Source organism: Bordetella parapertussis (genome assembly GCF_020735925.1).
Classification (GTDB): Bacteria; Pseudomonadota; Gammaproteobacteria; order Burkholderiales; family Burkholderiaceae_B; genus Bordetella; species Bordetella pertussis.
Map to the genome: position 1 here is coordinate 3,880,253 of NZ_CP085971.1, position 13,283 is coordinate 3,893,535.

The following is a 13,283-nucleotide window of genomic DNA, read 5'->3' on the forward strand; positions in this document are numbered from 1 at the left end:
GCGACTGCGCCCGCGCGGCGGCCCGGCCGGGCCGTCCCCCCACACACCACAGGACAAGACTATGCGAGTCATCATCGCAGGATGCGGTATTGGCGGCGCCGCGCTGGCCGTCGCCCTGGAAAAGTTCAAGATCGATCACGTCGTGCTGGAACAGGCCCCCCGCCTCGAAGAGGTCGGCGCTGGCGTACAGCTCAGCCCCAACGGCGTGGCCGTGCTGCAGCACCTGGGCGTGCACGAGGCCTTGAGCAAGGTCGCCTTCGAGCCCCGGGACCTGCTCTACCGAGACTGGCAGTCGGGCCAGGTGCTGATGCGCAACCCGTTGATGCCGACGATCAAGGAGCACTTCGGCGCGCCCTACTACCACGCGCACCGGGCCGACCTGCTGGGCGTGCTGACCGAGCGCCTGGATCCGGCCAAGCTGCGGCTGGGCAGCCGGATCGTCGACATCGAACAGGACGCGCGGCAGGTCACGGCCACGCTCGCCGACGGCACCCGGATACAGGGCGACATCCTGGTCGGCGCCGACAGCATCCACTCCCTGGTGCGCAGCCGCTTTTTCCAGGCCGACCAGCCCCAGGCCTCCGGCTGCATCGCCTGGCGGGGCATCGTCGACGCGGACGCCGCCCGGCACCTGGACATCTCGCCCAGCGCCCATCTCTGGCTCGGGCCCGAGCGCAGCGCCGTCATCTACTACGTCTCGGGCGGCCGGAAGATCAACTGGATCTGCATCGGCAGCCGTCCGGGCGACCGCAAGGAATCGTGGTCGGCGACCACCACCGTGGATGAGGTGCTGCGCGAGTATGCCGGCTGGAACGAGCAGGTAACCGGGCTCATCCGGTTGACCGACAAGCCCTTCGTCACCGCGCTGTACGACCGCGCGCCGCTGGACTCGTGGATCAACGGCCGCATCGCGCTGCTGGGCGACTCCGCCCACGCCATGCTGCCGTATCACGCCCAAGGGGCGGTGCAGAGCATGGAGGACGCCTGGGTGCTGGCCCGCACGCTTCAGCAGTCCGGCGGCGACATCCCGCCCGCGCTCGAACGCTACCAGTCCCTGCGCAAGGACCGCACCGCCCGCGTGCAGGCCCAATCGCAACTGGCGGAAAAGCGCTTTCACATGAGCGACCCCGAGCAGGTCGCGCGGCGCAACCAGAAGTTCCTCCACTACGACGCCCAGTATCGGGGCACCTTCCTGCCGCAGCAGGAATGGCTGTTCGGATACGACGCCGACAAGGCGCCCCTGGGCACCGACGACGCCTGGCGCGCCCTGCGCGCCTGGTAACCCGACACACGAGAGCAACCATGAACAAATCCGACTCTTTCGAACTCATCGAGTACCAGGCAGCCGACGGCATCGCGCGCATCGCCCATAACCGCCCGCAGGCGCGCAACGCGGAAAGCCAGGGACTGCTCGAGGAACTGGACCGCGCGCTCGGCATGGCCGTGCGCGACGCCTCGGTCAAGGCCATCGTCATCTCCGGCAACGGCGACCATTTCTCGGCAGGCCACGACCTCAAGGAGGCCGCGGCCAAGCGCAGCAACTTCACGGTGGAACAGCGCTGGGAATTCGAGGAGCGCTACTACCTCGGCTACGCGATGCACATCTACGACTGCCCCAAGCCGACGATCGCGCAGGTCAGCGGCGCGTGCATCGCGGGCGGATTCATGGTGGCCAACATGTGCGACCTCATCGTCGCCTCCGATGACGCGTTCTTCTCCGACCCGGTCTGCCAGACGCTCGCCACCGCGGCGGTCGAGGTCATGATCCACCCCTGGGTCATGGGAGCCCGCAAGGCCAAGGAATTCCTGTTCCTGGGCGAACGCATGAGCGCCCGGGAGGCGCTGGCCATCGGCATGGTGAACAAGGTCGTCGCGCGCGCCGAGCTGCAGGCCGAGACCGAGCGCATGGCGCAACGCATCGCCGCGTGCGACCCGTTCGCGCTGCGCCTGGTCAAGCGCTCGATCAACCGCGGCCTGGAAATGCAGGGCTTGCGCAGCGCGATCGACGCGCACTTCGACACGCACCAGCTCAGCCATCTGTCGGAAGGCTTCAACCGCGCGCGCGCCCAGGGCCTGGGCAACGCCATCCAGGCGGCCGCCGCCGGCAGCCGCTGACGGCCATGGCATCGGCACAGCTGGCGACGCTCTCGGCCCAGGTCCGGCAACTGTACGCCGGCTGGGACCAGAACCCGGACATCGCGCGGATACGGCGCGACTGGGACGCTTTCTTTGGCGCCGTGCGCCTGCCCGCGCGCGTCACGCCGGTCGATGCCGGCGGCGTCCCGTGCCATTGGATCGAAGCCCCGGCATCGACCCGCGACCGCGTGGTCGTCTTCATCCATGGCGGGGGCTACCAGATCGGCTCGCATCGTTCGCACCACAACCTGATGGCGCGGCTGTCCGCCTGTTCCGGCCGGGCGGTGCTGAGCATCGGATACCGCCTGGCGCCGCAGGCACGCTGTCCGGCCGCGCTCGAGGACGTCGACGCGGCCCATGCCTGGCTGGCCGGCCAGGGCTGGGCGGCGCGGCAGACGGCCCTGTGCGGCGACTCCGCCGGCGGCGCGCTGGCCGTGCTGCTGCTTGCGCGGCTGCGCGCGCGCGGCGCCGCATTGCCGGCCGCATGCGCCGTGATGTCGCCCTGGATCGACCTGCAGGCCCGGGGCGAGAGCTACACCGCCAATGCCGCGTCCGACCCCATCGCCAACCGCGCCACCGTGCTGCGCATGGCGCGCGCCTACCTCGGCCGAGACGGCGACCCCGAAGCGCCCGCCGTCTCGGCGCAGCACGCCGACCTGCGCGGGTTGCCGCCGCTGCTCGTGCAGGCCGGCTCGGCCGAGGCGCTGCTCGACGACGCGCGCGCGCTGGCCGCGCGCGCCGCCGCAAGCGGCGTCGCGGTGCGCCTGAGCGTGTGGCAGGACATGCCGCATGTGTTCCAGCTTTTCGCCGCACGCCTGGATGCCGCCGATGCCGCCATCGCGGAACTCGCGGATTTCATCAATCACCCATTGCGCGCCGCCCGCACCGGCGCCGAGCCCCACCATGAAACAAGCACTTGAGCACATCAAGGTCGTGGACCTCACCCGCGTCCTGGCCGGACCCTGGGCCACGCAGATCCTGGCCGACATGGGCGCCCGGGTCATCAAGATCGAGCGCCCCGGCGCAGGCGACGACCTGCGCGGCTGGGGGCCGCCGTTCCTGAAGAACGCGCACGGCGAGGAAACCACCGATGCCGCCTACTTCCTCAGCACCAACCGAGGCAAGGAGTCGGTGACGCTGGACATCTCCAGCGCCGAAGGCCAGGAAATCGTCCGCCAGCTCGCCAAGGACGCGGACGTGCTGGTCGAGAACTACAAGGTCGGCACGCTGGCGCGCTTCGGCCTGGACTATGAGTCGCTGCGCAAGATCAATCCGCGGCTCGTGTATTGCTCGGTCACCGGATTCGGCCAGACCGGCCCGCACGCCCACCTGCCCGGCTACGACTACATATTCCAGGGCATGGGCGGACTGATGAGCATCACCGGCTTGCCGGACGCCGAGCCCGGCGGCGGCCCGCTCAAGACCGGCATCCCTATCACCGATGTGGTCACGGGCATCTACGCCTCGACGGCGATCCTGGGCGCGCTGGAGCACCGCAACCTCAGCGGCGAAGGACAGGCCATCGACATCTCGCTGCTCGATTGCCTGGTCAACGTCACCGGCTGCGCCGTCATGAACTACTTCCTGTCGGGCAAGATACCGCAGCGGCTGCAGCAACACGCACTCCAACATGGTTCCGTACCAGGTGTTCCATTGCAAGGAAGGCGACGTGATCGTGGCGGTCGGCAACGACACCCAGTTCGTGACGTTCGCCGGATTGATCGGCATGCCGCAGCTGGCCACAGACAGCCGCTTCTCGACCATGGCGCAACGCAGCCGCAACCGCGAAACGCTGATTCCCATCATCGCCCAGGCCATGCAGGCGCGCACCATGCAGGAATGGGTGTCCCTGCTCGAGGCCGCCAACGTGCCGTGCGGGCCCATCAACAATCTGCAGCAGGTGTTCGAGGACGCGCAGGTGCAGCATCGTGGACTCAAGCTGTCGCTGCCGCATGGCTCGGGCGTGGACGCGCCAGGCGTCGCCAGCCCGATCCGCTACTCGGCCACGCCCATCGCCTATGGCAGGGCCGCGCCCTGCCTGGGAGAGCATACGGACGACGTACTGCAATCGGAGCTCGGCATGGCGCCGGCGGCGATCGGCGCGCTGCGCGCGCGCGGCATCGTCTGAGGCCCAGTCTGGCCGTCGCGTGCGCTCCCTCGCGCCGGCAGGTTGCGCATGTCCCGGGCGGTCCGGGCGGTCCGGGGATGTCGTGAGGAGAAAGGCCTACGCGACGCGCAGGCGGTCGTCGCCCGGCTCGTCGCCGGCGTCGCCCGCCCATTGTTCGTAGGCGCTGAGGATGCGCGGCAGCATTTCGCGCACCAGGACGTGCGCCTGGCGCGCCGCGCCGGCCAGATCGCGCTGTGCCAGGGCCGGGACGATGCCGCGGTGGTACTGGTCGGCGGGCGTGGCCGCCAGCGTGCGCCGCACCAGGTTATAGCGCAGCGGCTCGACCTGCTCGTACAGGCGGCTCAAGGTATCGGCAAGCGGAACGTTGCCGGTAAAGCGCGCGCTGGCCAGGTAGAAGTCGCGCAGCGCGCCGATATAGCCGCGCACGTCGGCATCGGCCTGCGCCTGCGCGATGCGCGCCTCGTGCCGGCGCAGATCATCGAGCAGGGGCGAAAGGTCGGCGGCCTCCGACAATTGCATGATGCTGTAGGCCTCCAGTTCGGCGTACAGCATGTAGACCTGCCGGATTTCAGTCTGGCTGTAGCGGCGGATGCGGAAACCCTTGCGCTGCAGGTGCACCACCAGCCCGCCCCGCTCGAGCAGGCGCAAGGCCTCGCGAATCGGGCTGCGGCTGGTGCCGAAGCGCTGTTCGAGGTCCTGTTCGCGCAGGGGCTGCCCCGGCCTGAAGGTGCCGTCGACGATGAGTTCCCGTATCTGCTCTTTCAGGAAGTACGGGATCGTGGCGGGCGCTTTGACGTCCAATATGAATTCCTTGGCCGCAGGGCGCCGGAGTTTGCAAATATAAGAGAATACTAGATAAACATTGAAACATAAATAGCGCAATCCGGCGCCCTGGATCCGTCCCGCGGGGCCGCGGCCCCGCGGGATCGCGGCCTCAGACCAGCACGCGCTCGATACCGCCCGTGTTGGCGCGGCGCACGTAATCCTCCATCCAGGTTTCACCCAGGATGTGGCGCGCCATCTCGACCACGATGTAGTCGGCGTCCATGCCGGTCTCGCCTTCATAGCGCGACAGGCCTTGCAGGCACGACGGACACGAAGTCAGGACCTTGACGTCGCCGCTGAAGCCGTCGGCGCGCATCGCGGCCTGGCCTTGGTCCAGTTCTTCCTGCTTGCGGAAACGCACCTGGGTCGACACGTCGGGACGGCTCACCGCCAGGGTGCCCGACTCGCCGCAACAGCGGTCGCTCTTCTGGGCGCCCTCGCCCACCAGCGAACGCACGGTCTTCATCGGATCCTGCAGCTTCATGGGGGTGTGGCAGGGGTCGTGGTACATGTAGCGCACGCCCTGCACGCCGTCCAGCTTGATGCCCTTCTCCAGCAGATACTCGTGGATGTCGATCAGGCGGCAGCCGGGGAATATCTTCTCGAATTCATAGCCGGCCAATTGGTCGTAACAGGTGCCGCAGCTGACCACCACCGTCTTGATATCCAGGTAGTTCAGCGTATTGGAGACCCGGTGGAACAGCACCCGGTTGTCGGTGATGATCTGCTCGGCCTTGTCCGTCATGCCGTTGCCGCGCTGCGGATAGCCGCAGCACAGGTAGCCCGGGGGCAGCACGGTCTGCACGCCGGCATGCCACAGCATGGCCTGGGTGGCCAGGCCCACCTGCGAGAACAGCCGCTCCGAGCCGCAGCCCGGGAAGTAGAACACCGCCTCGGTATCGGCCGTGGTCGTCTTGGGGTCGCGGATAATCGGGACGTAGTTGGCGTCCTCGATGTCCAGCAGCTTGCGCGCGGTCTGCTTGGGCAGTCCGCCCGGCATCTTGCGGTTGACGAAGTGCACCACCTGTTCGCGCAGCGGCGCGCGCCCGACCGTGGCCGGCGGATGGGCGGCCTGCTTGCGCGAGACGCTGGCCAGCAGGTCGTGCGCGGCGCGCTGCACCTTGTAGCCCACGCCCACCATGGCCTTGCGCGTCGCATTGATCGCAGCCGGATCCTTGGCGTTCAGGAAGAACATGGCCGCGGCCGTGCCCGGATTGAACGATTTGCGGCCCATGCGGCGCAAAAGCGCGCGCATGTTCATCGACACGTCGCCGAAATCGATGTCCACCGGACAGGGCGTATAGCACTTGTGGCACACCGTGCAGTAGTCCGCCACGTCCTCGAACTCTTCCCAATGCTTCAGGCTGATGCCGCGGCGGGTCTGCTCTTCGTACAGGAAGGCTTCGACCAGCAGCGAGGTGGCGAGGATCTTGTTGCGCGGCGAATACAGCAGGTTGGCGCGCGGCACGTGGGTCGAGCACACCGGCTTGCACTTGCCGCAGCGCAGGCAGTCCTTGACCGAATCGGCGATCGCGCCGATGTCGCTTTGCTGCATGATCAGCGACTCGTGCCCCATCAGGTTGAAGCTGGGCGTCCAGGCATGGCGCAGGTCGGCGCCCGGCATCAGCTTGCCGGCGTTGAAGTGGCCGTTGGGGTCGACGCGCCGCTTGTATTCCTGGAACGGCGCCAGCTCGGCCTCGGTCAGGAACTCGTACTTGGTCAGGCCGATGCCGTGCTCGCCGGAGATCACCCCGTCCAGGTCGCGGGCGATCTGCATGATGCGCTCGACCGCCTGGTTGGCTTCGCGCAGCATGCCGTAGTCGTCCGAGTTGACCGGAATGTTGGTGTGCACGTTGCCATCGCCGGCGTGCATGTGCAGCGCCACGAACACGCGGCTCTTGAGCACGCGGGCGTGGACGGCGACCAGCCCCTCGAGGATCAGCTTGCCGGCGTTGCCCGAGAACACCCCCTGCAGCGCCGGCAGCACTTCGGTCTTCCACGAGATGCGTACCGTATGGTCCTGCACCACGTCGAAGACGCGGGCCTGCGGCTGTGCCTGCACGCGCCCGGCCAGCGCCTCGCGCTGGGCGGCCATGTCCAGGCCGTCGAGCTCAGGCAGCGCCTGGGCCAGCGGCAGGTCCAGGTTGTCCAGCAGCCACTGCCAGCGCCGGCGCGTGCGCGCCAGGTGTTCGATGGCCTGGCGCGTGCGCTCGGCCAGCACCTCGGCGCGCGTCAGCGCGACATCCTCGGCGTCCTCCACCTTGCCCATGGGCAGCGGCTCGGCCAGATAGGCATCCAGTTCGTCGAGCAGGCGCAGCTTGTTGCGCGTAGACAGCTCGATGTTGATGCGTTCGATGTGATCGGTGTACTCGCCCATCCGATCCAGCGGAATCACCACGTCCTCGTTGATCTTGAAGGCGTTGGTGTGGCGGGCGATGGCGGCCGTGCGCGAACGGTCCAGCCAGAATTTCTTGCGCGCCTCGGCGCTGACGGCCACGAAGCCCTCGCCGTGGCGCGTATTGGCCAGGCGCACCACTTCGCTGGCGGCGGTGGCCACGGCATCCTCGTCGTCGCCGACGATGTCGCCGATCAGCACCATCTTGGGCAGCATGCCACGCTTGCTCTTGGTGGCATAGCCCACCGCGCGCAGGTAGCGCTCGTCCAGGTGCTCCAGGCCGGCCAGGATGGCGCCGCGCGCCTTGCCCTCGCCGTCCAGGTAGCCCTTGACCTCGACGATGGACGGGATGGCGTCGCGCGCCTGCCCGAAGAATTCCATGCAGACCGTGCGGGTGTGGCGCGGCATGCGGTGCAGCACCCAGCGCGCCGACGTGATCAGGCCGTCACAGCCTTCCTTCTGCACGCCCGGCAGGCCGGCCAGGAATTTGTCGGTCACGTCCTTGCCCAGGCCGGCCTTGCGGAACTTGCGCCCCTCGATATCCAGACGCTCGGTGCGCAGCAGCTTCTCGCCGGGCTTGCCGGCGCCGTCGAACCATTTCAGTTCGAAGCTGGCCACGTCGACGTCGTGGATCTTGCCCAGGTTGTGCGCCAGCCGCGTCACTTCCAGCCAGTTGCCGTCCGGATCCACCATGCGCCACCAGGCCAGGTTGTCCAGCGCGGTGCCCCACAGCACGGCCTTCTTGCCGCCCGCGTTCATGGCGATGTTGCCGCCCACGCAGGATGCCTCGGCCGAGGTCGGATCGACGGCGAACACGAAGCCGGCGCGCTCGGCGGCCTCGGCCACCCGCTTGGTGACCACGCCGGCGCCGGCGCGGATCACGGCGGCCGGCTCGGTCATGCCCGGCAGCACACAGGACTCGACCTCGCCCAGGGCCTCGAATTTCTCGGTATTGATGACGGCCAACTTCCAGGTCAGCGGGATCGCGCCGCCCGTGTAGCCCGTGCCGCCGCCGCGCGGCACGATGGTCAGGCCCAGCTCGATACAGGCGCGCACCAGCGCGGCGATCTCGTCCTCGGAGTCGGGCGTGAGCACCACGAACGGGTATTCGACCCGCCAGTCGGTGGCGTCGGTAACGTGCGATACGCGCGACAGGCCGTCGAACTTGATGTTGTCGCGCGCGGTGATGCGGCCCAGCACCCGCTGCGCCTGGCGGCGCAACTGCGCGGTCTGGTCGAACTGGCCCTCGAACGCGGCCACCGCCGAGCGGGCGCGCGCCAGCAGCTCGACCACCTTGGCGTCGCGGCGCGGATCATGGCCGGCCTCGGTCACGGCGGCCGGCTCGCGGCGCTTGTCGATCTCGCCCAGGCGGTGGTGCAGCGCCTCGATCAGCAGCTTGCGCCGCTTGGGGTTGTCGAGCAGGTCGTCCTGCAGGTAGGGATTGCGCCGTACCACCCAGATATCGCCCAGCACCTCGTACAGCATGCGCGCCGAACGGCCGGTGCGGCGCTCGCCGCGCAGGTCGCTGACCAGCTGCCAGGCGTCTTCGCCCAACAGGCGGCTGACGATCTCACGGTCGGAGAACGACGTGTAGTTGTACGGGATTTCGCGCAAACGCGCGCCGGGTGCGGGCGGTATCGCCGCGGTCAGGATTTGGCTGGCGAGGGGGGCGTTCATGGAAGCAACAAGAGGGGCCCTTAAAGAGCCATTTTAAGACATTGGCAACCCAATCTCCCGAATACCCCCACATCTGCGCGCAAAACCGCGCCAGATATGGGTCGGAAGGCAGACGGAGCATTGTTACATATGGAGCTCCGGCAGCGCCCATAGCAGGGCGCCGGTCAGCAGCGCGTAGCGCAGAAACTTGCCGATGGCCATGTAGGCCAGGCAAGGCCAGAAGCTGAGCCGCAGCCAGCCGGCCACCGCGCACAGCGGGTCGCCCACCGCCGGCAGCCAGGACAGCAGCAGCGCCGGCGGCCCCATCCGGTGCAGCCAGATGCGCGCGCGCGCGTTCCAGCGCCCGCCCAGGCGCGACTGGAAGCCGTCCTGCCGTTCGTGGGGGTGGCGGGCGCGCCAGCGCTCGACGGCGCGGTGGGCCCACAGCCCCATGTAGTAGCTGATGGCCCCGCCGGCCGTATTGCCGACGGTCGCCACCAGCACGGTGGGCCAGAACATATCGGGCACCAGCTTGACGAATCCGTACACCGCCGCCTCCGACCCCAGCGGCAACAGGGTGGCCGACAGCAGGCTGACGAGGAAAACCGCGCTCAGGCCCACCTTGGGCAGGGCCAGGACAGCAAGCAGCCAATGGACGGCATCGAGCAGGCTTTGTTCCATGATGGCCGGTAGTGTAGGGCCAGTCGGCCGGGATGTCCCTGTGGTAATCTGCCCGACGCCTTTTTTCCCCGCGCCGCCCTCCCGCCATGTCCACCGACTACCTCAAACGCATCCTGACCTCCAAGGTCTACGACGTCGCCGTCGAATCGCCGCTGGAGCGCGCGCCGCTGCTGTCGCAGCGCATCGCGAACAACGTGCTGCTCAAGCGCGAGGACACCCAGGCGGTATTCAGCTTCAAGCTGCGCGGCGCCTACAACAAGATGGCCAACCTGACGCCGGCGGCGCGCAGCCGCGGCGTGATCGCCGCCTCGGCGGGCAACCATGCCCAGGGCGTGGCCCTGGCAGCCACCCGGCTGGGCTGCCGCGCCGTCATCGTCATGCCCACCACCAGCCCGCAGGTCAAGGTCGACGCCGTGCGCCGGCTCGGCGGCGAGGTCGTACTGGCCGGCGACAGCTTCACCGACGCCTACGAACACGCGCAGCAGCTGGAAAAGAGCGAAAAGCTGACCTTCGTGCATCCCTTCGACGATCCCGACGTGATCGCCGGCCAGGGTACGATCGGCATGGAAATCCTGCGCCAGCACCCGGGCGAGATCGAAGCGACCTTCGTGGCCATCGGCGGCGGCGGCCTGATCGCCGGCGTGGCCGCCTACATCAAGCAGTTGCGGCCGGAAATCAAGATCATCGGCGTGCAGACCGAAGACTCCGACGCCATGGTCCGCAGCGTACGCGCCGGCCGGCGCGTGCAGCTCAGCGATGTCGGCCTGTTCTCGGACGGCACGGCCGTCAAGCTGGTGGGCGCCGAAACGTTCCGGCTGGCGCGCCAGTACGTGGACGACTTCGTGGTGGTCAATACCGACGCGATCTGCGCGGCCATCAAGGACGTGTTCCAGGACACCCGCAGCGTGCTGGAGCCCGCCGGCGCCATGGCGGTGGCCGGCGCCAAGCAGTACGCGGCCGAGCACAAGCTCAAGGGCAAGACCCTGGTGGCGGTGGCATGCGGCGCCAACATGAATTTCGACCGGCTGCGCTTCGTGGCCGAGCGCGCCGAAGTGGGCGAAATGCGCGAGGCGGTGTTCGCCGTCACCATGCCCGAGCAGCGCGGCAGCTTCCGCCGCTTCTGCGAGCTGGTCGGCAACCGCAGCGTCACCGAGTTCAACTACCGCATCTCCGATGCCGAGCGTGCGCACGTCTTCGTGGGCGTGCAGGTCTCCACGCCGGCCGAGCCGGAAAAGATCGCCGCCAACTTCCGCCGGCACGGCTTCGACACCCTGGACCTGACGCACGACGAACTGGCCAAGACGCACCTGCGCCACATGGTCGGCGGCCATTCGGCGCTGGCGCGCAACGAACTGCTCTACCGCTTCGAGTTCCCCGAGCGCCCGGGCGCGTTGATGCGCTTTCTCAACGCCATGAACCCCGACTGGAACATCAGCCTGTTCCACTACCGCAACCAGGGCGCCGACTACGGCAACATCCTGATCGGCATCCAGGTTCCGCCCACCGACAAGAAACTGTTCAAGACCTTCGTCGCCGAACTGGGCTACCCGCACTGGAACGAAACGGACAACCCGGCGTACAGGCTGTTCCTGTAGGCCGGGGGGAGGAGGTGCCTGTCCCCGCAGGGACAGGCACCAAAAATTCAGCGGGTGCCTGTCCCCCTTCGGGGACAGGCACCCGAGTATCAGAATCTGTGTCTGATCCCCATCGCCACGGCCGTGTCCTTGGCGTCGCGCTGGAATGCATAGTTCTTGCCGTACGAGGCGTAGGCGTACAGGTTGGTGCGCTTGGTGAAGTCGTACGTGTAGCCCAGGCTGTAGACGTTGAACGTGGCGTCGTCGCCGGTCAGCTTGTCGTTGCTGGGCGTGGCGCGTTGCCATGAGCCGAACACCGACGAGCGGCCCAGCGGAACGGTGGCGCCGATCATGTACGAATTGGCGCGAAAACCGTCGGCCAGCATGAACGAACTCAGCTTGTTGAAGCCATCGGGCGTAGTGCCCATGTTCTGGCCCACGAACCAGCCATCGCGCGTCTGGCCGAAAGCCGCGGCCAGCTTGACCACCTCGAAATCGTAAGTGCCGCCGATGGCGTACTGCTGCACCCGCGCATCGGATTTGCCGCCGGCGCGATCGTCGTTGGGGTTGAAGCGATCGTACGTCAGGGCCAGGTTGACCGGTCCGTTCAGGTACTGCAGGCCGGTGGTCAGCACGCGGTTGTTCCCGGCGGTGGCGAAGTTGCTGTCGTCGTCCAGCGTGTCGTCCGCGCTGAACGAATAACCGACGCCGAACTTGAAACCATCCAGGCTGGGCGTCTGGTACAGCACCATGTTGTCCAGGCGCATGGTGTTGGCGGCGCTGAATGTCGTGCCCATGTTCGCCGAGTTGTAGCTCACCGAGAACGGGTCGATCGAGCCGAAGAACTTCGACGCCAGGTTGGTCTGGCGGCCGAATTCCAGGCGGCCCCACGCATCGCTGTCCAGGCCCACCGTGGCCTGGCGGCCGAACAGGCGGCCGCTTTGCAGCGAGTTGCCGTTGAGCGGGCCGAAGCCGGCCTCCAGGTTGAACACGGCGCGCAGGCCGTCGCCCAGGTCTTCGCTGCCGCGCAGGCCGAAGCGCGAGCCGCTGCTGACGCCTTGCACCGTGCCGATGCGGCTTTGCGACTGGCCCTTGAACTTGACCTGTTCATAACCGAGGCCGGCATCGATGAGGCCATACAGCGTCACCGAGTCGGCAGCCTGCGCGGCACCGGCGAAACCCGTCGCCAGCGCCACGGCCAGTAGTGTTTTTTTCATAGCAGTTCCCTACGGATGGCAAGAAAGACATGCGCCTGGCGCAGCCACGCTGCGCGCGAAGCACTGTCCACAGTGTCCGGCCGGCGCCCGCACGGAGAAACCCCTATTTCGGGGAACACTTTCCCATCAATGGAAGAATGGACGGGCACGGCGGCTGCGGCCGCCAGGTCCGGCGCCCTGCCCGCGCGGGCTAGGCGGGACGGCGCGCCTTACTTGGCGGGCGGGTAGTCCAGTTCGCCGAAGGTGACTTCGCCGGCGGCCTTGGCGGCAGCCAGTTCGGCGCGCACCTGTTCGCGCGTCTTGCCGGCGGCGGGCGCGGCGGCGGGAGCGGGATAGTCCAGCTCGCCGAACGTGACCTGTCCGGCGGCCTTGGCCTCTTGCAGTTCGGCCGCGACATCGGCGCGGCTCTTACCGGCGGCGGGCGCGGCGGCGGGCGGGTAGTCCAGCTCGCCGAACGTCACCTGCCCGGCGGCCTTGGCGGCGACCAGTTCGGCGCGAACCTGTTCGCGGGTCTTGCCATCGGCGTGGGCGGCGGACATGCCCGCCAGCGTAACGGAAACCATGAGGGCAGTGGCCAGGGCGTGGCGTTTCATCGACTTCTCCAATCTTAAATGTTGTTCAGTGCCGCGGGGGGCAATGTGTCAACGCAATGACGACCGGAGAAGTATCAG

9 protein-coding genes and 1 pseudogene are annotated in these 13,283 nt (G+C 67.9%); 5 read left to right on the forward strand and 5 right to left on the reverse strand.

What is annotated here, in order from left to right; genetic code table 11:
- Window positions 1–61: 61 nt before the first annotated feature.
- The 4 genes and pseudogenes from LK409_RS18265 to LK409_RS18280 all read left to right on the forward strand — a co-directional run bounded on the left by LK409_RS18265 (window position 62) and on the right by LK409_RS18280 (window position 4,264).
- Window positions 62–1,282, forward strand: coding sequence for an FAD-dependent monooxygenase (locus LK409_RS18265; RefSeq protein WP_010929342.1), 1,221 nt, complete (start codon window positions 62–64; stop codon window positions 1,280–1,282).
- A 20-nt stretch (window positions 1,283–1,302) separates the two neighbouring features.
- Window positions 1,303–2,115, forward strand: a complete 813-nt coding sequence (locus tag LK409_RS18270; protein ID WP_010929343.1) for an enoyl-CoA hydratase — start codon at window positions 1,303–1,305, stop codon at window positions 2,113–2,115.
- A gap of 5 nt (window positions 2,116–2,120) precedes the next feature.
- The gene (locus LK409_RS18275) at window positions 2,121–3,056 is read left to right on the forward strand and encodes an alpha/beta hydrolase fold domain-containing protein (RefSeq protein ID WP_010929344.1); all 936 of its coding nucleotides are present in this window, start codon (window positions 2,121–2,123) and stop codon (window positions 3,054–3,056) included.
- Window positions 3,040–4,264: pseudogene (locus tag LK409_RS18280) on the forward strand (CaiB/BaiF CoA transferase family protein). Before LK409_RS18275 ends, LK409_RS18280 begins: the two are co-directional and overlap by 17 nt.
- Before the next feature lie 96 nt (window positions 4,265–4,360).
- Here the strand turns inward: LK409_RS18280 and LK409_RS18285 are convergent.
- The 3 genes from LK409_RS18285 to LK409_RS18295 all read right to left on the reverse strand — a co-directional run bounded on the left by LK409_RS18285 (window position 4,361) and on the right by LK409_RS18295 (window position 9,821).
- Window positions 4,361–5,146 carry a GntR family transcriptional regulator gene (locus tag LK409_RS18285; protein ID WP_003815149.1) on the reverse strand — a complete coding sequence of 262 codons (786 nt, stop codon included), beginning with the start codon at window positions 5,144–5,146 and terminating at the stop codon, window positions 4,361–4,363.
- A gap of 52 nt (window positions 5,147–5,198) precedes the next feature.
- On the reverse strand, window positions 5,199–9,161 hold the full coding sequence (locus tag LK409_RS18290) for a DUF3683 domain-containing protein (RefSeq protein ID WP_010929345.1): 3,963 nt from the start codon (window positions 9,159–9,161) through the stop codon (window positions 5,199–5,201).
- 123 nt (window positions 9,162–9,284) lie between these two features.
- On the reverse strand, window positions 9,285–9,821 hold the full coding sequence (locus tag LK409_RS18295) for a YqaA family protein (RefSeq protein WP_010929346.1): 537 nt from the start codon (window positions 9,819–9,821) through the stop codon (window positions 9,285–9,287).
- A gap of 86 nt (window positions 9,822–9,907) precedes the next feature.
- On the opposite strand from LK409_RS18295, the gene ilvA reads away from it, so the two are divergent.
- On the forward strand, window positions 9,908–11,416 hold the full coding sequence (ilvA, locus tag LK409_RS18300; RefSeq protein WP_010929347.1) for a threonine ammonia-lyase, biosynthetic: 1,509 nt from the start codon (window positions 9,908–9,910) through the stop codon (window positions 11,414–11,416).
- A gap of 89 nt (window positions 11,417–11,505) precedes the next feature.
- Here the strand turns inward: ilvA and LK409_RS18305 are convergent, their stop codons facing one another.
- Together LK409_RS18305 and LK409_RS18310 are read right to left on the reverse strand one after the other, a co-directional pair.
- A complete protein-coding gene (locus tag LK409_RS18305; protein WP_003815156.1) occupies window positions 11,506–12,612 on the reverse strand; it encodes a porin in 1,107 nt (368 codons plus the stop codon).
- 209 nt (window positions 12,613–12,821) lie between these two features.
- On the reverse strand, window positions 12,822–13,205 hold the full coding sequence (locus LK409_RS18310) for a DUF4148 domain-containing protein (RefSeq protein WP_010929348.1): 384 nt from the start codon (window positions 13,203–13,205) through the stop codon (window positions 12,822–12,824).
- Window positions 13,206–13,283: the final 78 nt, after the last annotated feature.

Coding starts and splice junctions, on each gene's coding strand:
- ilvA (WP_010929347.1), top strand. CDS start 9,908: ATGTCCACCGACTACCTCAAACGCATCCTGACCTCCAAGGTCTACGAC.
- LK409_RS18265 (WP_010929342.1), top strand. CDS start 62: ATGCGAGTCATCATCGCAGGATGCGGTATTGGCGGCGCCGCGCTGGCC.
- LK409_RS18270 (WP_010929343.1), top strand. CDS start 1,303: ATGAACAAATCCGACTCTTTCGAACTCATCGAGTACCAGGCAGCCGAC.
- LK409_RS18290 (WP_010929345.1), bottom strand. CDS start 9,161: ATGAACGCCCCCCTCGCCAGCCAAATCCTGACCGCGGCGATACCGCCC.
- LK409_RS18295 (WP_010929346.1), bottom strand. CDS start 9,821: ATGGAACAAAGCCTGCTCGATGCCGTCCATTGGCTGCTTGCTGTCCTG.
- LK409_RS18310 (WP_010929348.1), bottom strand. CDS start 13,205: ATGAAACGCCACGCCCTGGCCACTGCCCTCATGGTTTCCGTTACGCTG.
- LK409_RS18275 (WP_010929344.1), top strand. CDS start 2,121: ATGGCATCGGCACAGCTGGCGACGCTCTCGGCCCAGGTCCGGCAACTG.
- LK409_RS18305 (WP_003815156.1), bottom strand. CDS start 12,612: ATGAAAAAAACACTACTGGCCGTGGCGCTGGCGACGGGTTTCGCCGGT.